24 protein-coding genes, 1 pseudogene, 1 riboswitch and 1 other annotated feature are annotated in these 25,583 nt (G+C 44.1%); of the genes and pseudogenes, 14 read left to right on the top strand and 11 right to left on the bottom strand.

Annotation, left to right across the window (positions count from 1 at the left end; all coding sequences use genetic code 11):
* Positions 1–60: 60 nt before the first annotated feature.
* The 4 genes from HHK01_RS11910 to HHK01_RS11895 form a co-directional block, all read right to left on the bottom strand.
* Positions 61–1,149, bottom strand: coding sequence for a Fe(3+) ABC transporter substrate-binding protein (locus HHK01_RS11910; protein ID WP_170008001.1), 1,089 nt, complete (start codon positions 1,147–1,149; stop codon positions 61–63).
* 273 nt (positions 1,150–1,422) lie between these two features.
* Positions 1,423–2,238 (bottom strand): ABC transporter permease, encoded by an 816-nt coding sequence (locus HHK01_RS11905; protein ID WP_228027561.1) that lies wholly within the window; start codon positions 2,236–2,238, stop codon positions 1,423–1,425.
* Positions 2,231–2,995 (bottom strand): ABC transporter ATP-binding protein, encoded by a 765-nt coding sequence (locus tag HHK01_RS11900; RefSeq protein ID WP_170007999.1) that lies wholly within the window; start codon positions 2,993–2,995, stop codon positions 2,231–2,233. The genes HHK01_RS11905 and HHK01_RS11900 overlap by 8 nt, the downstream gene beginning before the upstream one ends.
* Positions 2,996–3,010: 15 nt before the next feature.
* Positions 3,011–4,009 (bottom strand): ABC transporter substrate-binding protein, encoded by a 999-nt coding sequence (locus HHK01_RS11895; RefSeq protein ID WP_170007998.1) that lies wholly within the window; start codon positions 4,007–4,009, stop codon positions 3,011–3,013.
* A 306-nt stretch (positions 4,010–4,315) separates the two neighbouring features.
* On the opposite strand from HHK01_RS11895, the pseudogene HHK01_RS15830 reads away from it, so the two are divergent.
* Positions 4,316–4,408 (top strand): annotated as a pseudogene (locus tag HHK01_RS15830) (S9 family peptidase); the annotation flags it as partial.
* Positions 4,409–4,463: 55 nt separating this feature from the next.
* Positions 4,464–4,700: a DUF2584 family protein gene (locus tag HHK01_RS11885; RefSeq protein WP_170007997.1), complete on the top strand. Its 237-nt coding sequence runs from the start codon at positions 4,464–4,466 to the stop codon at positions 4,698–4,700.
* 547 nt (positions 4,701–5,247) lie between these two features.
* Here the strand turns inward: HHK01_RS11885 and pckA are convergent.
* On the bottom strand, positions 5,248–6,831 hold the full coding sequence (pckA, locus tag HHK01_RS11880) for a phosphoenolpyruvate carboxykinase (ATP) (RefSeq protein WP_170007996.1): 1,584 nt from the start codon (positions 6,829–6,831) through the stop codon (positions 5,248–5,250).
* A 162-nt stretch (positions 6,832–6,993) separates the two neighbouring features.
* Here pckA and HHK01_RS11875 point away from each other — a divergent pair, with 162 nt between their 5' ends.
* The 3 genes from HHK01_RS11875 (at position 6,994) to asnB (ending at position 11,071) form a co-directional block, all read left to right on the top strand.
* A complete protein-coding gene (locus HHK01_RS11875; protein ID WP_228027560.1) occupies positions 6,994–7,392 on the top strand; it encodes a thiol-disulfide oxidoreductase DCC family protein in 399 nt (132 codons plus the stop codon).
* Positions 7,393–7,440: 48 nt separating this feature from the next.
* Positions 7,441–7,598: riboswitch (SAM riboswitch) on the top strand.
* Positions 7,599–7,738: 140 nt separating this feature from the next.
* Entirely contained in the window at positions 7,739–8,947 is a 1,209-nt protein-coding gene (metK, locus tag HHK01_RS11870; RefSeq protein WP_170007995.1) for a methionine adenosyltransferase, read from the top strand.
* Between the two features lie 219 nt (positions 8,948–9,166).
* On the top strand, positions 9,167–11,071 hold the full coding sequence (gene asnB, locus HHK01_RS11865; protein ID WP_170007994.1) for an asparagine synthase (glutamine-hydrolyzing): 1,905 nt from the start codon (positions 9,167–9,169) through the stop codon (positions 11,069–11,071).
* A gap of 159 nt (positions 11,072–11,230) precedes the next feature.
* On the opposite strand, the gene HHK01_RS11860 is transcribed toward asnB, so the two are convergent.
* Together HHK01_RS11860 and HHK01_RS11855 are read right to left on the bottom strand one after the other, a co-directional pair.
* Positions 11,231–12,079, bottom strand: a complete 849-nt coding sequence (locus HHK01_RS11860) for a C39 family peptidase (protein ID WP_170007993.1) — start codon at positions 12,077–12,079, stop codon at positions 11,231–11,233.
* 61 nt (positions 12,080–12,140) lie between these two features.
* Complete coding sequence (locus tag HHK01_RS11855; RefSeq protein ID WP_194241302.1) at positions 12,141–12,659, bottom strand: gamma carbonic anhydrase; 519 nt, start codon at positions 12,657–12,659, stop codon at positions 12,141–12,143.
* Positions 12,660–12,774: 115 nt separating this feature from the next.
* Between HHK01_RS11855 and HHK01_RS11850 the strand changes: the two genes are divergently transcribed.
* Positions 12,775–13,590, top strand: coding sequence for an alpha/beta hydrolase (locus tag HHK01_RS11850; RefSeq protein ID WP_170007991.1), 816 nt, complete (start codon positions 12,775–12,777; stop codon positions 13,588–13,590).
* Positions 13,591–13,600: 10 nt separating this feature from the next.
* Complete coding sequence (locus HHK01_RS11845) at positions 13,601–14,689, top strand: tetraprenyl-beta-curcumene synthase family protein (protein ID WP_170007990.1); 1,089 nt, start codon at positions 13,601–13,603, stop codon at positions 14,687–14,689.
* A gap of 150 nt (positions 14,690–14,839) precedes the next feature.
* Here HHK01_RS11845 and HHK01_RS15620 read toward each other — a convergent pair whose 3' ends face one another.
* The 3 genes from HHK01_RS15620 to HHK01_RS11835 are packed head-to-tail and all read right to left on the bottom strand — an operon-like array spanning position 14,840 to position 16,609.
* Positions 14,840–15,043 (bottom strand): hypothetical protein, encoded by a 204-nt coding sequence (locus HHK01_RS15620; RefSeq protein ID WP_228027559.1) that lies wholly within the window; start codon positions 15,041–15,043, stop codon positions 14,840–14,842.
* A gap of 28 nt (positions 15,044–15,071) precedes the next feature.
* Positions 15,072–15,650, bottom strand: a complete 579-nt coding sequence (locus tag HHK01_RS11840) for a tRNA 5-(aminomethyl)-2-thiouridylate-methyltransferase MnmM (protein WP_170007989.1) — start codon at positions 15,648–15,650, stop codon at positions 15,072–15,074.
* Positions 15,647–16,609 carry a tRNA modification radical SAM protein MnmL/YtqA gene (locus tag HHK01_RS11835; RefSeq protein WP_170007988.1) on the bottom strand — a complete coding sequence of 321 codons (963 nt, stop codon included), beginning with the start codon at positions 16,607–16,609 and terminating at the stop codon, positions 15,647–15,649. Before HHK01_RS11835 ends, HHK01_RS11840 begins: the two co-directional genes overlap by 4 nt.
* Positions 16,610–16,786: 177 nt before the next feature.
* Here HHK01_RS11835 and HHK01_RS11830 point away from each other — a divergent pair, with 177 nt between their 5' ends.
* The 7 genes from HHK01_RS11830 (at position 16,787) to HHK01_RS11800 (ending at position 24,193) form a co-directional block, all read left to right on the top strand.
* Positions 16,787–17,050: a YtzC family protein gene (locus tag HHK01_RS11830; protein WP_170007987.1), complete on the top strand. Its 264-nt coding sequence runs from the start codon at positions 16,787–16,789 to the stop codon at positions 17,048–17,050.
* A 30-nt stretch (positions 17,051–17,080) separates the two neighbouring features.
* Positions 17,081–17,239 carry a glycogen biosynthesis protein GlgD gene (locus HHK01_RS11825; RefSeq protein ID WP_170007986.1) on the top strand — a complete coding sequence of 53 codons (159 nt, stop codon included), beginning with the start codon at positions 17,081–17,083 and terminating at the stop codon, positions 17,237–17,239.
* Between the two features lie 216 nt (positions 17,240–17,455).
* Complete coding sequence (locus HHK01_RS11820; protein WP_170008774.1) at positions 17,456–18,646, top strand: MDR family MFS transporter; 1,191 nt, start codon at positions 17,456–17,458, stop codon at positions 18,644–18,646.
* A 238-nt stretch (positions 18,647–18,884) separates the two neighbouring features.
* On the top strand, positions 18,885–19,097 hold the full coding sequence (locus HHK01_RS11815; protein ID WP_170007985.1) for a hypothetical protein: 213 nt from the start codon (positions 18,885–18,887) through the stop codon (positions 19,095–19,097).
* 1,413 nt (positions 19,098–20,510) lie between these two features.
* Positions 20,511–20,735 (top strand) — a binding site (T-box leader).
* A 51-nt stretch (positions 20,736–20,786) separates the two neighbouring features.
* The gene (gene leuS, locus HHK01_RS11810; protein ID WP_170007984.1) at positions 20,787–23,201 is read left to right on the top strand and encodes a leucine--tRNA ligase; all 2,415 of its coding nucleotides are present in this window, start codon (positions 20,787–20,789) and stop codon (positions 23,199–23,201) included.
* Positions 23,202–23,246: 45 nt separating this feature from the next.
* A complete protein-coding gene (locus HHK01_RS11805) occupies positions 23,247–23,561 on the top strand; it encodes a rhodanese-like domain-containing protein (protein ID WP_170007983.1) in 315 nt (104 codons plus the stop codon).
* Positions 23,562–24,007: 446 nt separating this feature from the next.
* Complete coding sequence (locus HHK01_RS11800; protein WP_170007982.1) at positions 24,008–24,193, top strand: sporulation protein Cse60; 186 nt, start codon at positions 24,008–24,010, stop codon at positions 24,191–24,193.
* Here the strand turns inward: HHK01_RS11800 and HHK01_RS11795 are convergent.
* Complete coding sequence (locus tag HHK01_RS11795) at positions 24,171–25,457, bottom strand: BaiN/RdsA family NAD(P)/FAD-dependent oxidoreductase (RefSeq protein ID WP_170007981.1); 1,287 nt, start codon at positions 25,455–25,457, stop codon at positions 24,171–24,173. The genes HHK01_RS11800 and HHK01_RS11795 overlap by 23 nt on opposite strands.
* Between the last annotated feature and the right edge of the window lie 126 nt (positions 25,458–25,583).

Raw genomic sequence — 25,583 nt, 5'->3', positions numbered from 1 at the left:
TCTTTTTTCTCACAGAAAAAGCGGACCGTCCCAATTGGGAGCGATCCTGCTTATCCATGTTTACTTCCAACCAACCTCATTAAAGAGCATCAAAGCCTGTGCATTGTTCTCTCCTAAAATCGAAAGGTTAATATCTTGTTTCTTGAAATCGCCCCATGATTGCAGGAGCTCTGATGGCTCTACATTCGGATTGACAGGGTACTCGTAGTTTGCACTCGCAAATTGTCCTTGTGCTTTTTCGCTTGTCAAAAACTCCATAAATTGAATCGCGTTGTCTTTGTTTTTGCTATACTTCGTTAAGCCAATGCCACTAACGTTTACGTGTGTGCCTGACGTATCTTGATTAGGGAAGAAAATACCCAATTTTTCGGCGACACTCACTTCCTCTTTTTCAGCAGAGTTAAGCATGCCCCCAACATAGTACGTGTTCATGATCGCAACATCACCTTCACCAGCCGCTATACCTTTCGCCTGATCCCGATCACCGCCTTCTGGTTCACGTGCCATATTTTCGACAATACCTTCTGCCCAACTTTTCGCTGCTTCTTCTCCGTTTATCTCGATCAAGGAAGCTAGCAGGGATTGGTTATAGATGCTTGAGGATGAGCGGATTAAGACACGATCCTTCCATTTAGGCTCTGTTAGCTCTTCGTATGTAGATAACTCCGAAGGGTCTACACGATCCTTGTCGTATACGATCACACGTGCACGCATGGTAAGACCGAACCATTCGTTATCTTTATCTCGCAAGTTTTCGGGAACATTTTTATTTAATACGTCGGAGTCTACAGGTTGGAGAACTCCAGCTTCTTTTGCTCTATATAAACGTCCAGCATCCGCTGTGATGAACAGGTCAGCTTCTGTTGCCTCCCCCTCACGATTCAAACGTTCAATTAATTCGTCTTCTGATCCTTGGATGACATTTACAGCTATGCCTGTTTCCTCAGTGAACTGATCGTAAAGTTCTTGATCAGTGTCGTAATGTCGACTCGTGTACAAGTTTACCTCTTGCTTTTCGTCACTATTTGTAGCCCCGTTACTCGGGGAAGTATCACTAGAAACGTTCTCGCTCGTAGCACCACAAGCGGATAAAACCACTAGTGAAAACATGAGAACAAACAACTGCAATAACCATTTACGCTTTTTCATCCGTATCCCTCCAAATTTTTTCTATTAGTTAGATGATAATGAATTTCATTATCTCTGATTACATTCTCACTGATAATCATTTTCAAGTCAATACGACATACAAAAGTCTGAATAATTAGTTTTGTGTAAAAGAAACGGGTATAACGAAGCGTAATAGCGGGAATGAATCTCGAAGCTTCGGTAAAGGAGTGATTTAAATGTCAATAGAAAAACGAGCCAGTACGAAGCATTGTAATAATGCGAAAGTACTTGGCTCGCTGTGAGTGAGATCCATTATTGTCTTGTTCGTCGAAGTGCTTTTCGCTCGATCCATTCGACTCCTTGATACATGAGAGTGGCACATAATGCGATGAGTAGCAGAGATAGCATAACGAGTGTAAAATTAAATACTTGGAATCCGTAAATGATCATGTACCCGAGTCCGCTATTGCTGACAAGGTATTCTCCAACAATGACCCCGACCCAGGATAAACCTACGTTTACTTTCAGTGTGGAGATAATAGTCGGAAGGCTGGCAGGAAAAATGGCCTCTTGAAATACTTGCTTTTTAGATGCTTGAAACGTTTGCAATACTTTTGGATAGTTTGGATCTACTTCTTGAAAGGCAGAGTAGACGACAAGGGTGGTGATAATGACAGAGATGAGCACCCCCATAGCAATAATGCTTGAAAAGTTTGGACCGAGAGCCACAATGAGAATAGGACCAAGTGCCACTTTTGGCATGGCGTTCATCACGACCATGTAGGGGTCGAGCACGTTGGAGATTCTAGGTGACCACCAGAGCAGAATGGCAAGAAGAACACCTGCTACTGTTCCGAGAATAAATCCTAGTACAGTTTCAAACAGCGTAATCGATAAGTTGGAGAAAAGTTGACCGGTCTGTAAGTGTTCAAGAAAGAGCGCCCAAACTTTTGTCGGTGAACTAAAAATGAGTGGGTCAATCCACTCGTTACGGCTTGCTATTTCCCATAATCCGAAAAAGGAAACGAAGAGAAGGAGTTGGATAAGACGGACAGTCCGCTTTTCTTTACGGATTTTAGCTTTGTATTGTTGATAACGTTCATGAATTGTTATCTCTATATTATTCAAGGGACTCCATCTCCTTCCATATCTCTCGGAACCAATCATTGTAAGTGTCGTGTTGACGGGCTTCAAATGGACGGATCGTACGCAATTCATCTGAGAGATGAAAGGTGCGGTGGATCGTTCCGGGATTTGGAGAAAGTAAAATGATCTTGTCACTCATGGCAATTGCCTCACCAATATCGTGGGTGACAAGAATAGCTGTTTTTTCATAGGCCTTTAATGTGTCGAATACAAGATCCTCTAGTTTGAGCTTAGTTTGGTAATCGAGCGCTGAAAATGGCTCATCTAAGAGTAGAATACTAGGGTCTGTAGCAAGGGTGCGCGCCAAGGCAACCCGTTGGCGCATCCCCCCTGATAGTTCACTCGGGTATTTCTTCTCCACATTGTACAGTCCAAATTCCTCAAGACGCAAAAGGGCTTTCTGACGAGGCTGTACTTCTTTGTTTCCCGTAATGGTTAATCCGATCGTGACATTTTCCTCAATGGTCTTCCAAGGAAACAAGTAATCTTGTTGCAGCATATAGCCAGTATCACGAGAGGGACCTTGCATCGTTTTGTTATTGAGTGTAATAGTCCCTGTTGTTGGCAATAATAGACCAGCGATAATGGAGAGAAGTGTCGTCTTCCCACAGCCGCTCGGACCAAGTAGAGAGATAAATTCACCCTTTTCCATCGTAAACGAGATGTCCCTGAGTGCTTCTGTGGCCTCCCTCTCCGAAAAGTAGCTATGGTTCACATCGTGTACAGTCACAAACGACATGATGTGTGTCCTCCTTTACTCGTTGATAACTCCCTCAGCAATGTCGATGTTAACAAGGTCAGTGTAATCAACTCTTGCTGGTAATTGTCCAGACTCATCCATGATGTTTTGCAAGTTATTCCATTCTTCTTCATCTAGAATTGGATCTGTAGCCATAGAGTTCTGGCTCTTGTATCGCTCCACAACCGTTGCGAGTAGTTCCATTTCTGTATCCTCAAAGAAAGGCGCGACAACTTCAGCGATTTCCTCAGGAGAGGCACTGTCAACCCATTGCTGTGCTTTGTAAATGGCACGAGTGAATTTTTTTACAGTTTCTTTATCTTCCGTCAAGTAGTCTTCTTTTGTCATGAAGGTGGTGTATGGTACTTTGCCACTTTCTTCACCGAAGGAGGCGACAATATATCCGATGCCTTCTTCTTCAAACATACTTGCTTGCGGTTCAAACAGCTGTACGTAGTCACCAGTTCCAGAGGCAAAGGCGTTTGGAATGTTTGCGTAATCTACATTTTGGATGAGATTGATATCATTCTCTAAATCAATGTCGTTGTTTTTGAGAACAAACTCGCCAACCATTTGTGGCATACCACCAGGTCGCTGTCCTAAGTAGTCCTTCCCTTTAATATCGTCCCACTGGAAGTCGTCATCGGGTTCGCGTGCCACGAGGAAGGTTCCGTCTGTTTGTGTCAATTGAGCAAAGTTGATAGCAGGCTCACTTGCTCCTTGTGCATATACATAGATTGACGTTTCTGAGCCAACTAGTGCGATGTCTGCACCGTCAGAAAGAAGAGCTGTCATTGTCTTGTCTCCGCCCCATGTCGTCGTAATGTCTATTTCTAATCCTTCTTCTTCAAAAAAACCTTTTTCAACGGCTACATATTGGGGAGCATAGAAAATAGATCGAGTAACTTCTGCAACTTTTACTTGTTTCAAACTGCCATCCTCAGCTGAACAAGCGACTAACCCAAACATAAGAATGCCAGCCAATAACAGTAAGAGAACTTTTTTCCCTTTCATGAACACGTTCCACTCCTTTTTTATCACTCTTTTCATCACGAGACGAATTGGATGAAAAGGACTAATAGTAGGCCTTTCGTAACGCCAACGTGAACGGAAATCGTCTTTATAAATAGAGACATACGTTTTTTGTCTGTCGCTGTGATATCTTATGAAAGAAGGAATGTGTGTGTGAATGCCTATATTTTATTTGGAAATAAAATGGCCTTTGTCTAGTTAGAATAGAAGAGGTTAGCTGTGGGTCGTTAGTCTGGAACCGTAGAGTTTTATCCGTTCATCTCACCGAATCCCACAAGACAGTAAGGGATGGACAAGCCAGTAGAAACATGGTATTTTCCAACGTATACACACTATTTTCCACCACAGGTAAATCGAGAAACAGTTAAAAGGGCTACCTAGTGGATGAAAAGCACAGCTAAATGAAAAATCATCTACATAAACGGGGGATAATCTGATGCGCGTAACGTGGGAGACAAAGCTAGTGACGGAAGGAAAAGCAAAACGTTTAAAGCAAAATACATTTGAACTTTTGTTAGATGGGTACCACCTATTTCCTATCGGCGAAGAACTTACTTTGTATAAAACGGCAGCAAGTGAGCCATCCGGTACCGCTACTGTATCGTCTCTAAAATGGGAAGCGGATCAAACGGTGCTACGCTATGAGTTACACTCGTTGCATTCGACGAACTAGATGTTGATTTTAAAGGACACTAATCGATTAAAACGCATGAGACTTTAGTGTAAAGAAGTCCTTTGCGTTTTTTTGTCGGGGAATGCGCAGACTCAGCGGGGAATGCGCAGACTCAGGAGGGAATGCTCAGACTCAGGAGGGAATGCGCAGACTCAGCGGGGGAATGCGCAGACTCAGCGGGGAATGCTCAGACTCAGCGGGGAATGCGCAGACTCAGCGGGGAATGCGCAGACTCAGCGGGGAATGCGTAGACTCAGGAGGGAATGCGCAGACTCAGCGGGGAATGCGCAGACTCAGCGGGGAATGCGCAGACTCAGGGGGGAATGCGCAGACTCAGGAGGGAATGCGCAGACTCAGGGGGGAATGCGCAGACTCAGGAGGGAATGCGCAGACTCAGCGGGGAATGCGTAGACTCAGGAGGGAATGCGCACACTCAGCGGGGAATGCGCAGACTCAGCGGGGAATGCGCAGACTTAGGATAAAGCTTGAACACAAAAAAAGCTGACCCGATGACTTGTTCGCCATTGGAGTCAGCTTTTGTTTTAATTTACGCTATAGGCCCACCAGCTTTTTCAATAGTAGCCGCGACACCGCGAAACTTTTCGAAGTTAGCACGGAATTGGGCAACGAGTTGTGCTGCTTTTTCATCATACTCAGCAGGGTCATTCCACGTTTTCCGAGGGTGAAGTCGGTTTTCTTCAACTCCAGGAATGCCTTGTGGGATATGCAGACCAAATACAGGTTCTTGTATTGTGTCTAGTGCGTCAAGCTCACCAGATAAGGCGGCATGAATCATGAGGCGCGTTTGGAGTAAAGGCATCCGGTCTCCAACTCCGTAAGGGCCTCCTGTCCAGCCTGTGTTAACGAGAAAAACTTGAACTTCTTCTGCGTCGAGTTTCGCCCCGAGTTGTTCCGCATAATGAAGTGGTGAACGTGGAAGGAACGGTGCTCCGAAACAGGCAGAAAATGTTGCTTGTGGTGAAGTGATCCCGCGTTCTGTTCCTGCTAATTTGCTCGTGTAACCACTCAAGAAGTGATACATTGCTTGTTCTTTCGTTAACTTGGCGATGGGTGGAAGAACACCGAATGCGTCAGCTGTCAAAAATACAATCGTTGTAGGTTGACTCGCAACAGAAGGTAACACGGCTCGATCAATAGCCTGCAAAGAGTATGCGGCACGTGTGTTATCTGTTTTTGTGTTGTTATCATAATCCGGTTCCCCATCTTGGTTTAAGACAACATTTTCAAGAACAGCCCCGAATTGGATCGCGCGGTAAATTTGTGGTTCCTTCACTTCAGTAAGTCCGATGCACTTTGCATAGCATCCGCCCTCTATGTTGAAAATACCGTGAGACGACCAGCCGTGCTCGTCATCACCGATAAGGCGTCTCTGTGGGTCAGCAGACAATGTCGTTTTCCCAGTACCTGAAAGTCCGAAGAAAAGTGCGACATCCCCTTCTTCACCAATGTTTGCAGAGCAATGCATAGGAAATACGTTTTGTTTCGGTAATAAGTAATTCATGCAAGAGAAAATGGCTTTTTTCATTTCACCAGCGTATTCTGTTCCACCAATTAAGACGACACGTTGCGTGAAGGAAGTAACAATAAATGTTTCACTACGTGTTCCATCTACAACTGGATCAGCTTTACAACCAGGTGCGTATAATACAGTAAACTGTGCTTCATGGTTGCTAAATTCTTCTTTCGTTGGCGTGATGAATAATTGCTGTGCGAACAAGTTGTGCCACGCATATTCTGTCATCACCTGAATTGGAAGTTGATACTCTTTGTCGGCACCAGCAAATCCTTTGAACACATAAGTTTCAGATTTTTTCTGTAAGTAAGAAACTACCTTTTCATATAAACGTCCGAAGTCGTCTGGAGAGATAGGTTGGTTAATAGCCCCCCAATCTACTGTATCCTTCGTTTCGTCATCCTTAACGATATATTTATCTAGCGGACTACGACCGGTAAATTCTCCAGTTGACACACTGAGTGCTCCGGTAGCAGTAAGCTGTCCCTCGTTTCGTGATAAAGATTCTTGTACGAGCACGGGAACAGAGGGTTGCATGATGACATTTTCCCCATGAATAAGTTGAGACAATTCTTTTTGAAGCATACTGGATTGCATACGTGACCCTACCTTTACTGGAAAATTTGTCTTGTTTGATGTTAATTAGTATAACACATTGGTTTTAATAGTCTATACTAATTTACACGTTGTGTGACACAACTTTTTCGGTGTCTCTTTCCTTCCTATTTCTGTATACTAACCTTAAGGGAGGTGGATTCAATGAAACGAGTAATAGCGTTGTACGACGGGCAATGTGCACTCTGTCGCAAAACGAAAGAGGCTTTTCGTCAACTTGATCTGTTCCATCGAATTCAATGGAGCACCCTCCAAGAAGTAGCGGACGATGTCTCTTATACAAATGAAGAACTCCGGACAGAGCTTCACGTTCTTACGAGAAAGAAAACGAAAAAGGGATTTTATGCGGTACGTTATTTACTTCGACAAACACCACTCGGTTTTCCTTTAGCAATTTTGCTTTATGTTCCTTTTATAGACCGGATCGGTAATCCCGTGTACCGTCTTATCGCAAATAATCGTCATAAATTGTTGGCTTCACAATGCAAAGATGGGGCTTGTGCGATTCCACAAAAGCAAACTTCGACAAAAAATGAAAGATAACATTGCATTTTTTAATTGCGTACGTTAAGATAAATTGTTGAATGGATACTCTTATCCAGAGTTGGTGGAGGGAACAGGCCCGATGAAACCCAGCAACCAAGAGATGTGGAAGGCGCTTGCCTAAAGCGCCTGTAGCTCGTGCAGCGAGATACGCCCGCTCCTAAGGTGCTTAACCTGTAGCAAGGGGAGCCCTTGATCGATAAGAGTGAAAGGCTGAATGATGTATACCTTTCCTCATAATGGGAAAGGTTTTTTCTATAATAGGAACTTGTTTTTCCTTTGAAAAAGAAGCCAGAAGCACTCCGAAAGTATGGACTCCCAGAAGTTGAAGGAGATGAATAAAACTATGTCAAAAAATCGTCGCTTATTCACGTCGGAGTCTGTAACTGAAGGACATCCTGATAAAATCTGTGACCAAATCTCAGATGCTATTTTGGATGCCATTTTAGAAAAAGATCCGAACGCACGTGTAGCATGTGAAACATCTGTCACCACAGGTCTAGTGCTCGTTTCTGGAGAGATCACAACACAAACTTATGTCGACATTCCAAAAATCGTTCGTGAAACGATTCGTGGTATCGGTTATACACGAGCAAAATACGGTTTTGATGCTGAAACATGTGCCGTTCTGACATCAATTGACGAGCAATCGCCAGATATCGCAATGGGTGTTGACCAAGCATTAGAATCTCGTGAAGGTCAAATGACGGATAAAGAAATTGAATCAATCGGTGCTGGAGACCAAGGTCTTATGTTCGGGTTTGCATGTAACGAAACACAAGAGCTTATGCCACTTCCAATTGCATTAAGTCACCGTCTTGCACGCCGCTTAACAGAGGTAAGAAAAGAGGATATTCTTCCTTACTTACGTCCAGACGGTAAAACGCAAGTAACTGTGGAGTACGACGAGAACAATCAACCTGTTCGTATTGATACCGTTGTTATTTCAACACAGCACCACCCAGAAATTGCGTTGGAACAAATTCAGCGTAACTTAAAGGAACACGTCATTAAACCGGTTATGCCTGAAGGACTTATTGACGAGAACACTAAATACTTCATTAACCCAACTGGTCGCTTCGTTATCGGTGGACCACAAGGCGATGCCGGTTTAACAGGCCGTAAAATTATTGTAGATACGTATGGTGGCTATGCACGTCACGGTGGAGGGGCTTTCTCAGGAAAAGATGCGACGAAAGTTGACCGATCTGCGGCATATGCAGCACGTTACGTGGCGAAAAACATCGTGGCTGCAGGGCTTGCTGATAAATGTGAAGTGCAACTTGCCTATGCAATTGGAGTTGCTCAACCGGTTTCTATTTCTATTGATACATTTGGGTCTGGAACTGTTACCGAAGAAGTGCTCGTAGATCTCGTACGCAAGCATTTTGACCTGCGTCCAGCCGGTATCATTAAAATGCTTGACTTACGGCGCCCGATCTACAAGCAAACGGCAGCATATGGTCATTTTGGACGAAACGATTTAGATCTTCCATGGGAAGAAACGGATAAAGCAACCCTTTTGCGCGATGAAGCTCAAGAGGCTGCTCGTTAAACGGATAACGGGAAAAGGGGTGGCGTGAGTGAAATATCTCATACCGCCCCCTTTTTTGTGCAAACTGTTTTAGGAAAGAAGAGAAGAGGATCCGGCATTAGAATAGTTGTCGTTTACAATAAAAATGACCGTTCTTTTGGGGCATTGCACTGCTCGTTTATTTTGAGTAGGATGATAAGAGTACATACAAATGCATGAGAATAGAGTAGGTGACAACATATGTGTGGTTTTATTGGTTGCGTTCACAATCCTGGAGTAGGACCAGTGAATGATACGACTTTTCAAGAAATGAATCGAATGATCACCCACCGTGGACCAGATGACGAAGGGTTCTTTAAAGATGATCGTGTACAATTTGGATTTCGCCGTTTGAGTATTATTGATTTAGAGTGTGGGCATCAGCCTCTCTCTTACGAAAATGAACGGTATTGGATTATTTTTAATGGAGAAATTTACAACTACTTGGAATTACGCGAAGAGTGCAAAGAGGCGGGTCTGACGTTTGAAACGGACTCTGACACGGAAACTATTTTAGCGTATTATCATTTGCACGGGGAAAAAGCAGTTCAATCGCTTCGTGGGATGTTTGGCTTTGTGATTTGGGACAAAGAGGAGCAGAAGCTGTTTGGCGCACGTGATCAATTTGGAATTAAGCCGTTTTTCTATAAAGAAGATGCGGAACGGACATGGTTTGCTTCTGAGAAAAAATCACTCGTACATGCACTGAAAAATGATGTACTAGATTACGATGCATTGCAGCAGTACGCCACATTCCAATACGTCCCAGAACCGATGACAATGTCTGTTGGCATTAAAAAATTGCCGCCTGGTCACTTTTTTACGAAAACGGTCGGTGAGCCAATGAATATTGAAATGTACTGGAAACCAACGTTCCAACCAGTGCTTCGTGAAGAAACTGATTGGGTGAAGAGAATTCAAGACGGCTTGTACGACTCTGTTGAGAAGCATTTGCGTAGTGATGTGCCGGTAGGGTCGTTTCTCTCAGGGGGAATCGATTCTTCCATTATCGCCAGCATCGCCAAAGAATTTCACCCCGGCATTCAAACATTTTCTGTTGGTTTTCAGCAGGAAGGGTACTCAGAGATTGATGTGGCGAAGGAGACGGCAGATAAAATTGGTGTAGAAAACATTTCGTACATCATTTCTCCTGAAGAGTATCAGCGCGAATTGCCAAAAATCATGTGGCATTTAGATGACCCACTAGCAGACCCGGCGTGTGTCCCTTTATATTTTGTCGCACGAGAAGCTCGCAAGCACGCCACAGTCGTTTTAAGTGGAGAAGGTGCAGATGAACTGTTTGGTGGCTACAACATTTATCGTGAACCACAAAGTTTACAAATGCTCGAAGGACTACCGCCTGCAATGAAACGAGGGCTAAGAACCATTTCGCGCCTGTTACCAGAAGGTGTGAAAGGGAAGAGCTATTTAGACCGAGGCACGACTCCATTAGAGGAACGCTTTATCGGAAATGCCAAGATGTTTTTGGAGGAAGAGAAACGACAGCTTCTTGTTCGTTACAACGAGGACATTCATTACACGGATGTGACGCAGCCTCTATATGAAGCAAATAAGGCGTACGACCCTGTTGAAAGAATGCAGCATATCGATATGTACACGTGGTTGCGCGGTGACATTTTGTTGAAGGCAGACAAGATGACGATGGCGCATTCATTGGAATTGCGCGTACCGTTTTTAGACAAAGAGGTGTTTGCCGTAGCCCGCGAGTTGCCGACAGCTTTGAAAACGACAAACGGTACGACGAAATACATGCTAAGGAAAGCGGTAGAAGGCATCGTACCAGACCACGTGTTGCAAAGACGAAAGCTTGGATTTCCAGTACCAATTCGCCACTGGTTAAAAGACGAGTGGTATGACTGGGCACGTGATTTGTTTCAGCTAGCTGAAGTGGATCACCTCTTCCATAAGTCGTATCTTCTTCAGCTGCTTGAAGACCATCGCGTGGGCAAAGGAGACTACAGCCGTAAGCTATGGACGGTACTTGTTTTTATTTTGTGGTATCAAGTGTATTTCACAGATGCGTACAATTTTCAACAAAAGGCTATCGAACAGGATCCGTCTTTGTACTCGGTTATTTTAAAGTGAAAAACAAGCAATCGGTCTTCGTGCTGATTGCTTGTTTTGTTAGATATTCCGCTCGAACCCCGTTGCCCGGGAACCACCTGACCCCTCGGTAGTAAACGCCACAATCCCGGTCACGCATACTTCTACTCTATGAGAATGCTCACCCACGATTATTGAATATTACTCACCATCTGGCAAAGTCGTAATCGCTTGTTGCCCCATTTGTATCCAAGCAGCTTCGAATTCTGCTCGGGGCGCCTTCATATAAGCTGTTTTTGTAATGGAATCGTGGAAGTAGACAAACTCCTCATCAAAACCAGAGACTACAACAGAATGCTCCTCCATCGTGATAGAAATCTCCCCTTGTGGAGTATTCCACTTTTCAAAGGCTGATGGGGGGAGTTCATCATAAGTGGCGTTTGTGATCACCCAGACAGGACGACCATCAGCTACTGCGGTAAGGACTTCTTCAAACGTTCCACCAGTGATGTCGATGATTTGCCCAGGCAAGTAACGAGAGGCGAGTTCGAATATAGGCCCGTGATAAACACCGTATCCAGGATTCGATTTATCGTACATATCACCGACAAAACCTTCGTTAGGATTACCGAAGAATATCTTCCCATTTCGTACTTGTTTTTGCGTGAGGTCTTTTTTGACTTCCTCAGCCAGTGTCATTTTGTCTACAGATACCCCTTCAGCCTGAAGAAACATGGCCAAAGCTGTTACTTCGCAGCCACGTGGGAGCTCGGGATACTGACCGATAATGGGGACATCGAGGCGCACCTTCTCATCTAAAGAAACCATCTCCACCTCTTGACTTAAAGTATTTTGAGGTACTGTCACACTAGTATTGGCAAAATCAAGACGATCCGCCAAAGCGATTTGAAGATCGCCGCGCAAAGTTAATCCCACCACAGTAGTACTAGCCAGTGCTAACAGGCAAGATGCAAGCACCCACCTTTTTCTCCAAAAGAGTGACAGAGCGATAAATAAGCAAACGAAGGCGGTACCTAAACCAATTAGCATGACTCTTCTCTCCTAAGACCAATTATTGAGGTCTATTGAGTAAAAGAAGACCTCTTTTTATTTATCGGACAGAAGGCATAGTTTTGTACAGTTGTGCTTTATCTTGGTATTCTTGTTGAATACGATTCATATCTTTTCGGTCTTCGTCTGTTACATTACGGATAGGAACAGCCGGTCGGCCAAAGGCAAGTGTATGCGGAGGAATTACTTTTCCGGGTGGCACGAGACTCCCTGCCCCGATATAGGCGCCTTCACCGATCACAGCACCGTCTAAAATGATAGAGCCCATCCCGATTAAGGCCCCTTTTTTAATATGGCAACTATGTAACGTAACAGCGTGTCCTACTGTAACATTGTCTTCTATGCGCAAAGGTCGATTCGGACTTTGGTGAAGCATGCAAAGGTCTTGAATGTTTACCCTTTCTCCGATAATCGTAGGGGCCACGTCTCCTCTAATAACAGTTTGGAACCAGATGCTGGAGTTTGCTCCGATGAATACATCTCCTGTAATCGTCGTATAGTCTGCTAAATATACGCTATCATGTATAGTAGGTGTTATACCGTTGAATGGGTAAATCAAATCAGCCACTTCCTTTTCGGGATTTGTAAACATCTTTACGTATCATTTTGGGTAACAATGCTGAAGAATGCAAGGACGAAGAAAAGAGAAAGACACTTTAAGAGGAGGCATCAAGATGTGGAAATGGGAAACCGAAGGCGAGGCAAAAGGTGTCATGGTCATCGTGCACGGTGCCATGGAGCATCACGGTCGTTATACGTGGTTAATCGAAAAATGGCAGGAGGCAGGCTTTCACGTCATCATGGGTGATCTTCCAGGACAAGGAACGACATCACGCTCTGGACGTGGACATATTCAGTCGTTTGACCAGTACATTGATGCAATTTACGATTGGCTGCAACATGCATACGAGTATCACCTTCCTGTCTTTTTGCTAGGTCATAGTATGGGGGGATTGGCTACTACACGGCTTTTACAAACAAAAGAGAAGGAACAGTTGCACATCGCGGGTGTGATCCTGTCTTCCCCGTGTTTTGGTCTGGCCTATACCCCTACCAAGTTCAAAAGCGCGATAAGTAAGGGGCTGAATCTCGTCACTCCAAAGTTCAAATTGGAGAGCGGCATCTCTACTGACTTGTCAACAAGGAACGAGGAGGTAAAAAATGCCGAAGAAAATGATTCATTATACATTACAAAAGTCTCTATAAGATGGTATCGTGAACTAATCGGTGCCATGAAGAATGCATTTGAAGATGTAGCAGAGATGAAGGATTTTCCATTATGTGTTATGCAGGCAGGTGACGACAAAATTGTCGATCTGCAAAAGGTATATGAGTGGGTACACCAAGTGTCTCTTTCTGAAAAGCATTGGAAAGTGTGGCCAGGACTGTACCATGAAATTTTTAGTGAGCCTGAGCGTGATTTAGTGTTTACCTATGCAAGGGATTTTACGTTTTCAAGATTGCGTCAACTAGGATTTTACATAGAGTGAGGTGTCCAGTGTGTCTATTCCGTCTCACCCGTTCACGTTTATGAGGCGTGTGTATAAAGATGTCTTTCCAGTTGTACATCACGAACTAAACTATTGGAGAGAACGAGCAGCAGCTATTCCAAATAAAGAATTACGTAATCAAGCACTAGCATCTATTGATACGAAGTCGTTTCATTGTGAGGGAGGGAGTATCCTCTCGCTGCTCTCTTCTTCTCAGATGGAAGAAACTATTCGCTTTGTCGTGGCGTATCAGATAATCAGCGACTATTTGGATAATTTATGTGATCGGAGTACATCGTTAGATCCTAATGATTTTGCGTGTATGCACGAATCGATGGGGCATGCGTTGACCGTTGACGCGCAGCTAAAAGACTATTATGCATTTAGAGAAGACAAAGACGATGGAAGTTACTTGTGTGATCTTGTTAGCACATGCCAAACGGTATTGAAGAATATGCCCCATCATGAAAAGATACATCCATATTTGCTCAGGCTGAGTCAATATTATTCTGAGTTACAAGTCCATAAGCATGTGGTGAAATCAGAGCGGGTGCCAAGGTTAGAAAAGTGGTTTGAATTACATCGCCACAAGCTTCCTGAAATGGAGTGGTACGAATTTTCGGCGTGTACAGGCTCGACATTAGGTATTTTCTGTTTAGTTTCTGCTGCTATGCGCCCAGAATTTACTGAAGCACAAGCAAAACAAATTTACGATGCTTATTTTCCTTTTGTGCAAGGGGCCCATATTTTACTGGATTACTTTATTGACCAAGCCGAGGATGAAGAGGCTGGGGATTTAAATTTCTGTAATTATTATCAAGACAAACAAGAGATGGCAGAACGAATGAGCTATTTTATTGAACGAGCTGAGGACACGCTACAAAAGCTACCTCACGCCAAATTTCATCAATTTATTCACCGGGGGTTATTAGCGGTGTATTTGTCGGATGAAAAAGTGAAAGAAAATGAAGACCTACACGACGTAGCACGCACAATGTTGAATTCAACGGATCCGATGGCAAAGTTTTTTTACTGGAATAGAAAAATGTATCAAAGGTGGCAGAAGATTCGAAGGACAAAAGAAAGTGTACAAGCTTGACACTGCGATTAAGCGTATTAGATCAGCTTAGAACAGGGCATACCCTTGGACGGAACATCAACTCTTTTCAATTGTTGTATATAGCGATAAAGTCTTAACAAGATAAATTAAAAAGCTTGGAGGAGTATACTCCTCCAAGCTTTTTGCACGCTAATTTTTCTGTATAGATCGTTTCTTTCTAAAGAAATTTGTCGCGATCAAAAACACAAAGCCCGCGACAATGAATGGCGTGGAAAAATTAGAATAAGATGCTGGCACATCTGTGTTTTTTAAGGCAAATCCAATCGCAAACAATGTGAGACCAACGTAGAAAATGATGTTTCCGATTTTTGTATACTTTTTCAGCTCACTCACCTACTCTTTCATTTCAACATCATCAAAGTTATTGTTTTTCAAAGGCGAGTAGAAACGGTGGCTTGTTCACTTGGTTCACAAAGCCATATTGTAAAACGCTCACTTTTTGTTGATTTAGCTGACGTATATAACGTAGTAAATAATCGCGTTCCACTGCACCTTCTGGATGACCTGGGTAAACGACAACAGCGATAATGCCACCTGGGAGAAGGGTGTCGAGAAAAAACTCTATTGCCGCAATCGTTGTTTTTGGACGGGTAACGACACGATGATCTCCACCTGGTAAATAGCCTAAATTGAATACGACCGCTTTAACTTTGCCGTCGTGTACTGGAGGTAGCATATGGCTAGCTTCTTGATGCCCCGCGTGAAACAGTGTGACCCGCGTTGCTAGCTCATGCTCTGTTAGGCGATCAGTAGTAGTTTGAATGGCTTCTTGTTGAACGTCGAAGCCGTACACACGTCCATGTGGGCCAACGTGTTGTGCAAGAAACAACGTGTCATGTCCATTGCCCACCGTCGCATCTACAACAATATCCCCTGGCTCTATCGCATCGGAAAGGAGCTGGCGCACAAAGGGTAAGACACGTTGTAGCAAGGCGCTCATGCAGACGTGCCTACCTTTTCCTTATTGTAAAACTTTCCTTGCCAACTGTTGCGACGATTTAGTTCATCGTCAATCGCATTCAACACTTCCCATTTATTCACACTCCACATAGGGCCAACCATTAGATCAATCGGACCATCGCCTGTTACACGATGGACGATCATTTCAGGTGGAATAATCTCGAGCTGATCACAAGCTATGCGAACATAATCCTCGAACGACAAAAATTCGAGCATTCCTTTTTCGTATTGTTTGACCATCGGAGTGCCTTTTAATAAGTGGAGAAGGTGAATTTTGATCCCTTGTACATCAAGCTTGGCGACTTCGCGAGCAGTCTCCATCATCATGTCCGTATCCTCCATCGGTAGACCGTTAATAATATGGGAACATACACGAATGCCATGCTTGCGCAATTTGTTCACACCTTCGACGTAGGATGGGTAGTCATGTGCACGATTAATTAAAGTCGCCGTTTTTTCATGAACGGTTTGCAAACCGAGTTCAACCCACAAATACGTCCGTTCATTGAGTTCAGCTAAGTACTCGACGACGTCATCTGGTAAACAATCCGGGCGTGTCGCAATGGACAAACCGACAACACCATCTTGCTTTAAGACGGTTTCGTATTTTTCTCGCAGCTCTTCAACAGGGGCATGTGTATTAGTGAACGCTTGGAAGTAGGCCATATATTTGCCATCCTTCCACTTTTGGTGCATACGTCCTTTAATTTCGTTAAATTGTGTTTCTAAATCGTCGACTCGATTTCCGGCAAAATCACCGGAACCCGCTACACTACAAAATGTACACCCACCGTGGGCCACCGTGCCATCACGGTTCGGACAATCAAAGCCACCATCTAAAGCAACTTTGAAGACTTTATGACCAAAATGCTCTCGTAAATGATAGTTCCATGTGTGGTAACGCTTGTCATCGGTTGCATATGGAAATGGGTTGCTCATACAGCTCAACTCCTCAAAAAACTTCTAATAAAGATCAATTTTAACACGGACATGCTAGGGAGACCAACTGCCAAACGAACTGGGAAAATTTTAAGGGGCTAGTGTTTAAAAGTGGCGACCACACTAACGAGTGACACGCAAATAGCGTGAACCTTTTTGTCAAGGAGGGGAATACACGTGGCGACACGACGTTCTATAGATGAATGTTTACAACACTGTGAAGATACCCTCAGAAATGCACAGGATCAGTATAAAGACGGACTACGTCAAGAACATTGGGATGATAACGAGTATACATCCTCCCTGCAGCAAGTCGAAGCAACCTTAAAAGAGCTAGACGTTATGAACAACTCGGCTAACAAACAACAGAAAGAACAGCTGTACCGCATGCGTCTTCAGCTGCAACAGCTTCAAAACGAAATGATTCTTTTGGATCATTAATCAGCCTGTAGGGGAAGGAAACGATGACAGGTGAGTGGAAAGCATCGACAAAAGCAAAACCCAGAACAAAAAACGCGTAACGGTATAAACAACTTAGACACAGAGTTGGCAAAAGAACACGACCAAGTTATCAAATCGAAGAAAAAATACGAAGCGATGCACGGCCAACCGAAGAAGTCGAAAGACTAAATGGGGGAGCTGTCTAAAAGTCAGAAAGCACTGGCTTTTGGGCAGCTTTTTATGTGGTCGGAAACCATTATAAGGGTGCCAAAGGGACGAACGAATCCCAGTTCCCAAGGGGATAACAAATTTCCATTGCTTCGCTACCCGAAAGAGCATATACTGTGTGTGGCAGTTAATGAACGGTTTTTACGCAGTAGAGAGAGGTGTCAACATATGCGCGACATGCCGAAAGCACTCTGGTTCTTGGTGATAGGAATGGCCATTAATGTGACGGGGGCTTCTTTTTTATGGCCTTTAAATACAATATATGTAAATAGTGAGCTGGACAAATCGCTTACAGTAGCCGGTCTCGTGATTATGCTGAATCAAGGGGCCAGTGTGATTGGGAACTTAGTTGGCGGATGGCTGTTTGATAAAATAGGTGGTTATCGCTCCGTGTTATATGGAATTTTCATCGCACTTATCGCGTCTACTCTTCTAGCATGGAATCACACTTGGCCCACCTATGTAGTGCTCTTGACAGTGATCGGCTTTGGCGCAGGTCTTATTTTCCCAAGCATGTATGCGATGGCAGGATCCGTATGGAAGGAAGGTGGCAGAAGAGCATTTACAGCGATGTATGTAGCTGCAAACCTCGGTGTTGCCATCGGTTCTGCCTTAGGCGGTCGTTTAGCAGACATCTCATTTAATCTCATTTTTATCGTGAACGCAGCTATGTACGGAGCTTTCTTTGTTTTTGCTTTTTTCTTTTATCGTTCCCTGCAAGGCGTGGGGGATGCGACCACTTCAACTCGCACTTCCTTTGAAGTAAAGAGCAAATCACGGCTCACTGCACTGGGGATCGTCTGTTTCGGTTATATTTTATGCTGGATCGGGTATGTACAATGGCAGTCAACGATTGCAGCTTATACACAAGAATTGAACATCTCATTGTCTGATTACAGTCTTCTTTGGACAGTGAATGGTGCACTCATCGTGTGCTTCCAACCGATTGTTAGCCAGATGGTAAAAAGGTGGTTCCAGTCATTAAAAGCACAAATGATCGTAGGCATCTCTGTATTTATCATCGCGTTTATCGTGGCGTCCCAAGTGTCGGCATTCACCGGCTTTCTCACTGCTATGATTATCATGACGATCGGGGAAATGTTTGTTTGGCCAGCTGTACCGACCATTGCTAATCAGCTTGCTCCAAAAGGACGGGCAGGCTTTTATCAAGGTGTCGTGAATAGTACGGCGACAGGAGGAAGGATGTTGGGCCCTGTCATTGGGGGAATACTAGCGGATACGTACGGGATGTCAGTACTGTTCCTTGCGCTCTCGTTGCTCTTTGTGATCTCGATTGTCACGACAGCCTTTTATGACAAAAAGCTTTCTAGTGAAGATCGTGCAGATCTTATGAAGGCTTCGGCGTAGTACATTATTTTTAATTACTCTAAAAAGCCGATTTTGGAACGAGACTAATTTGTCACAGTAGTATACAGGGAATTTTATTCGATTCCCACTCTTTAAGGCTCGAACCATGATCTGGACAGTTCGAGCCTTCTCCATTTTCCTTTCAGTAAATTTCCTCTGTTACCTATATAGAATCTCTTATCAGAACTATCTTACCTTTGAGACAATTCAAAATTACTTCACTGGAATAACGGGTACTTTGGGGGGAGCAATAGGAGCCTCTTTCTCAGCAGGGACTGGAACAGCATGGGGAGTAGCGGTTGGTTTAGCAATTGGCGGATTATTCAATGACTTTGATATTGTTTATTCTAGAAATAAGGTTGTAGACTATTATAGTGACACAGCAGGGAAAAACTTGTATCAACTGTTTCAGAAAATTATACTGACGCTTCTAGAACGAGTCCTTTCTTAGAAGAAGTTGTCTTACAAGGTCCATTCGAAATGGTAAATGGCTGCTGTTTAAGACTTTATTAAACACAGGAGTGCACATTAGAATGAAGGAGCGAAAAGAGAATTGTTTTATACACCGTACTGGAAGTTAGACACAAAAGGTAAATAGAAAAGAACCTTATTTTCTATCCCGATGAATGTCTTAGCCATCATTATTGTTTGGCTATTTATTGATAACTACAGTCTAAATCTAGCTTTTACCATTTTAATTGTTGCAATCCAAACCTTTCAAACGGTAACTGTGTATAGGAAATGGAAAATGGAACAATGCAATTAGATGAATATGATATTTTACTTTGTGCCTGAGACTAATTAATCTCAGGCTACTTTTTTGAGTCGTTCCACAAAGCAGGAGGCTTTTTTCCTTATCAGAAAGTTTGCTTATAATTATGATGATTGAATAATGGGATAGAGGGATGTGAAAAAATGTGAGTTTTTTTCAAAGGCTCTTTTCGTATCCTTTGTTGTTTTTACTATACAGTAATCTCATGATGCGACGTAATGCTGTGTTTATTTCCGCTCCAAGCGGACGCTTTCCGCGGGGCGGTCAGGGAGCCTCCTCGGCTTAAGTGCACCTGCGGGGTCTCCCTTTGACACGCTTTTCCCGCAGGAGTCGAAGGAGGAAAGGCTAAAGGCGCCACGTCCTGTGGCAACGCCTTTCTGACCCCCATCCTGTGGGCCCCCGCTCCAATCAACGAATAGATAGCGATTACAAAACTTCCCTTATTAAGTAAGTTTAATACTAGCGAGACAATACACGTGCACTCCTTAAGAATGAACTCAGCATTTTCTTCGTACAATGTAAGTTCAAAACTAGCGGAGGAAATACACGTAGACTCCTGCGGAAAAGCGGAGACGCTGAGACCCCACAGTGAGCGTTCTTTGCGAACGAGGAGGCTCAGCGCGGAGCCCGCGGAAAGCGAAGTGTATTTCCGGAGCGATATTAGAGCAATATGAATTTGCATTACGTCGCATCATGCAGCTACTGTGTAATGGGATTTCATTAAAAAAGCAACAATATTTTAGAAAACAGCCTTTTCAAAAGACACCCATGCTTTTCGTAATTATGGCAGTTTCATTTATAGGTTCGTCAATATATACGTACCTTCTCACTTTTGAATATTACGGCAACCCGCAAATGTCTTATGACGATCCTCTGTGGTTTTACGTTTTCATGTTCTTATACCAAACGGTTATATGGACAGTTAAGTTGACCGTCACGTTCACGGTACTGTATTACCTTATAAAACATGTATATATTTTTCTCTCAAGGAAAGCTAGAGCAGTTTGTTGAGGTTCGATGTAAAGATTACAAAAAGTAAGCAGTTCGACTTGCCTTTTGGGATATTCTCACATACAATAGACATCACATAAGTTAAAAGCGGAGATAAAGGAGTAGTAGGCAGTTTTTCACTTTCGAAGAGACGTGGCGGTTGGTGCAAGTCACGAGTGAACCTGTTCGAACTCCCCTTTGTAGCTAAACTAGCGAACACGTAGAGTAGCTAGGTTCGTTTGCCCACGTTACGGGTTTTCAAGCGAGCACTATTTATTAGTGTTAATGTGGGTGGTACCGCGGGAAACTCAGTCTCTCGTCCCTTTTTATTGGGATGCAGAGGCTTTTTTATTTGTCTAAATAAGGAGGAACACACAAATGTCTTTCGATCATCAAACGATTGAACAAAAATGGAAAGAATACTGGGAAGCGCACCACACGTTTAAAACTGGCGAAGACCCTGCTAAACCAAAACTTTACGCAATGGGCATGTTTCCGTACCCATCCGGAGCGGGACTGCACGTAGGTCACCCAGTTTCCTACACAGCAACAGATATTCTATCGAGAACGAAGCGGATGCAAGGATATAACGTACTGCATCCGATGGGTTGGGATGCGTTCGGATTGCCTGCTGAGCAATATGCAATAGATACAGGCAACCACCCTGCACAATTTACGGAGCAAAACATTCAAACTTTCCGTCGCCAAATTCAGTCACTCGGTTTCTCATACGATTGGGATCGAGAAGTGAACACAACAGACCCTGCTTACTACAAATGGACGCAGTGGATCTTCATTCAATTGTATAAAAAGGGATTGGCGTATGTGGATGAAGTGCCTGTGAACTGGTGCCCAGCGCTCGGAACTGTACTTGCAAACGAAGAAGTCATTGACGGCAAGAGTGAGCGTGGAGGACATCCGGTTATCCGCAAGCCAATGAGACAGTGGGTATTGAGAATCACGGAATACGCGGACCGTTTGTTGGACGATTTGGAAGAGCTCGATTGGCCGGATAGCTTGAAAGATATGCAACGAAATTGGATTGGCCGTTCAGAGGGTGCAGAAATTACGTTCTCAATTGAGGGAACTGACGAATCGTTCCGAGCTTTCACAACTCGTCCGGACACTATTTTTGGAGCGACATACGCCGTTTTGGCACCAGAGCATCCTGCCGTGCAAGCCATCACAACGGACGATCAGACCGAAGCAGTGAATGCGTACATTGCAGAAATACAATCAAAGAGCGATCTTGAACGGACAGATCTCGCTAAAGACAAAACGGGTGTGTTCACGGGAGCTTATGCGATCAACCCAGCTAACGGTGGAAAAATGCCGATTTGGATCGCTGATTACGTCCTTGCAAATTATGGAACAGGCGCGATCATGGCGGTACCAGCCCACGATGAGCGTGACTACGAGTTTGCGAAGCAATTCCAGTTGCCGATCGTAGAGGTTGTGGAAGGCGGGAATATTGCAGAAGAAGCCTACACAGGTGAGGGTGCCCATGTCTCTAGTGACTTCCTCAACGGACTTCAAAAAACGGATGCCATCGAAAAAGCAATTGGGTGGTTGGAAGAGAAAGGTGTAGGTGAAAAGAAGGTGACCTATCGTTTGCGCGATTGGCTCTTTAGTCGCCAACGTTACTGGGGCGAACCGATTCCGATGATTCATTGGGAAGATGGTACGATGACAACTGTGCCTGAAGACGAACTTCCGTTAGTGCTTCCGGAAACGACAGAATTTAAGCCGTCTGGTACAGGTGAATCGCCACTAGCAAACATTGAGGATTGGGTAAACGTTACAGATCCTGTGACAGGGAAAAAGGGCCGCCGCGAGACGAATACGATGCCGCAATGGGCCGGATCTTGTTGGTACTACTTGCGTTATATTGATCCTCATAACGACGAGATGTTTGCCGATCCGGAGAAATTGAAGCAGTGGCTCCCTGTAGATTTGTACATCGGAGGAGCGGAACACGCAGTACTCCATTTGTTGTATGCACGTTTCTGGCACAAAGTGTTGTACGATATCGGTGCGGTACCAACAAAAGAACCTTTTCAAAAGCTGTTTAACCAAGGGATGATTCTTGGCGAAGGTAACGAGAAAATGAGTAAGTCGAAGGGCAACGTCGTGAACCCTGATGATATCGTCGTAACTCACGGTGCAGATACACTTCGCTTGTACGTCATGTTCATGGGACCGCTAGAAGCATCTATTGCTTGGTCAACAACAGGACTTGACGGATCTCGCCGTTTCCTCGACCGGGTATGGCGCCTTCTTGTGACAGAGGACGGGACGGCGAAGGACACGATTCAAGATGCAGCGAATGAAAACCTTGAAAAGTTGTACCACCAGACGGTGAAGAAAGTGACGGAAGACATTGACGTGCTACAGTTCAACACAGCTATTTCGCAACTGATGATGTTTTATAATGAAGCAAACAAGCAAGATATACTTCCAAAAGAATACGTCAAAGGCTTCGTCAAATTGCTTTCTCCATTTACACCGCACGTAGCAGAGGAACTTTGGCACATACTGGGAGCCACCGAAAGCATCCAGCACGAGGCATGGCCAACATACGACGAGTCCAAACTAGTGGACGATACCATTACACTCGTTGTACAAGTAAACGGCAAGGTACGTGCTAAGTTGACAGTCGCGACAGAAACGACGAAAGAGCAGCTAGAAGAAGCAGCTCTTGCCGACGAAAAAGTACAAAGTCACATCGAAGGCAAGACGATTCGCAAAGTCATAGCCATCCCCGGAAAACTCGTGAATATTGTGGCACAATAACGAAATGCGGAAGCGGTGCAGTCTAAAATAAAGGAGGGGAATCAAATGAGTGAGATTCCTACAATTACGCCAAAGGAAGTAGAAGCAAAATTACAGAACGGTGAAAAACTGGCATTAGTCGATGTGCGCGAAGACGACGAAGTATCCCTTGGTATGATTCCAGAGGCAAAACACATTCCAATGGCAGAGATTCCAGAGCGCTTAGAAGAATTTGACCAAGGCGTAGAGTACATCTTTGTCTGCCGTTCAGGAAGAAGAAGTGATAATGTGAGCCGCTTCATGCAAATGGAGGGCTTTCAAGTCAGAAACATGATTGGCGGCATGCTTGAGTATGAGGGGCATACGGAGCCGAAGAACTAATAGAAGAAAAACCCTCAACTTGGTACAAAAAATTGAGTGGAAGTTCTATCTAGAGCAAGCAAGCTACCAAAAATAGCTTGCTTGTTTTTTACATGTTTAATTCTGGCTTTTGCGTCAGTGGTTTAATGTATTTAGTTAATAGTCTACGTGAGATGGGTCCAACAATTAGTACCTGTGACGGAAGTGCCACGATAAAGTTTAGACCAACTGTTTTAAGGTAAGCTGTGAATTATATATGCTTAGATTTTTTGGCATAAGTGACATTTTTGTGAACCTTTATTTTTTCTCTCATCAATGAGACCCTGAAAAAGATCTAAAGTTCAGGTCTGAGGTTCAAAGGATCAAATGCCAAATTTAATGCATTCAAATCCCCAGTGTAAAGGTGTACTTCCACACTTTTTCGTCAATACTCATAACAAAAAAACAAAGGGTAGGGGAGACGGAGTATGCGAAAAATTAAATTGTTTGATTGTGAACATGAGAAAGATTTAGAGGTAGATGTGAATCGGTTTTTAAAAGGGTTAAACGACGACCAAGTGATTGATATTCAATACCAGGTCGCCGCCTTTGCTGAAGAATCGAGTGAAGATCAACTCTACTGTTTTTCGGTTATGATTCACTATGAAGAGTAGCTTGTTCTTGACAGTATGCGGCTGCGTTCATACCTGCCACGCGTCCTGTGACAAGCGCTGATGTAATGTTATAGCCACCCGTGTATCCATGAATATCTAAAATTTCGCCGGAGAAATACAGTCCGGCTTTCTTTTTTGATGCCATCGTTTTCGGGACTATCTCTTTAATCGAGACCCCGCCCCCTGTGACAAAAGCCTTCTCCATAGGAAGAGTTCCGTTCACCTCAACAGGAAATTCTTTGAGCAGTCCAGCAAAAACACGCAATTTGTCATGAGAAATAGTGCCTGATGGAGCATCCACGTCTATACCTGATTTTTCCAATAGGAACAGCACGTACCTCTCCGGAAGATCGAGCTGCATATTGTTTTTCATGGCTCGTTTCGGTGCCTCTTTAATACTATGAAAAAGTTGTTGCTCAATGGTTTGAGGTGTGACTGAAGGAAGGGCATCGATGACAACAGGTACTGTTTTCGATCCCGTTTGCATTTTGGCTTTGACCACGTATTGACTACAGCGTAAAATAGCTGGTCCTGACAAACCAAAGTGGGTAAAGAGCATGTCCATTTCGTGTGTAACTAGTGTTTTTTTCTTTTTCGGGTGAAGTACGGATACTCGTGCGCCACGTAACGAGATCCCTTGTAACGTTCGCTCCTTTATAAACGTTTCTTGAGAAGTGAGTGGTACCTCTGTCGGGAAGAGGTCTGTTATCGTATGCCCAGCTGCCTCTGCCCACGCGTAACCATCACCTGTAGAGCCTGTGTGAGGTACAGATGCACCACCTACTGCGATAATGACGGCTTTTGGTTTTAGTACTTCTCCATTTTGAAGCGTGACGGAATGTACGTGTTCGTCTGTAAACGCGACAGAGTCAACGGGTGTGTTTGTTCGAATCGTTACTTTTAGCTCTGCTAAGCGCCTGAGCAAAGCTTGCACAACATCCTGTGCTGAGTTTGAAACAGGGAACATCCGCCCATGATCTTCTTCCTTTAGCCCTACACCGAGCGCTTCGAAAAACGCGATAATATCTTCATTATGAAAAACAGAGAACGCACTGTACAAAAAACGTCCGTTACCCGGGATATGCTTCACGATTTCATCGAGTGGCAAACGGTTTGTGACATTACAACGACCGCCTCCAGAAATGGCTAGTTTTCTACCAAGCTTATTGCCTTTATCGAGGAGTGTAACCTTTGCACCGTGTTCAGCAGCTCCAATGGCTGCCATTAAACCAGAGGGCCCTCCTCCGATGACTAAAACGTCCATCCTTTCCGCTCCTTTCTATTCTTAGCGCCCATCGTACCACAGTTTGGTGGGGAAAAACATTGTCACAGTTGATCGGGACATGTACACTACTGGAGAGACCCTTGTGGTGTTGGAAAGAAGGTCTAG

It is taken from the genome of Bacillus fonticola, from assembly GCF_012955605.1.
Lineage (GTDB): Bacteria > Bacillota > Bacilli > Bacillales > JC228 > Bacillus_CG > Bacillus_CG fonticola.
Note: the sequence above shows the minus strand (reverse complement) of the source record. Positions and strands in the feature narration are given on the sequence as shown.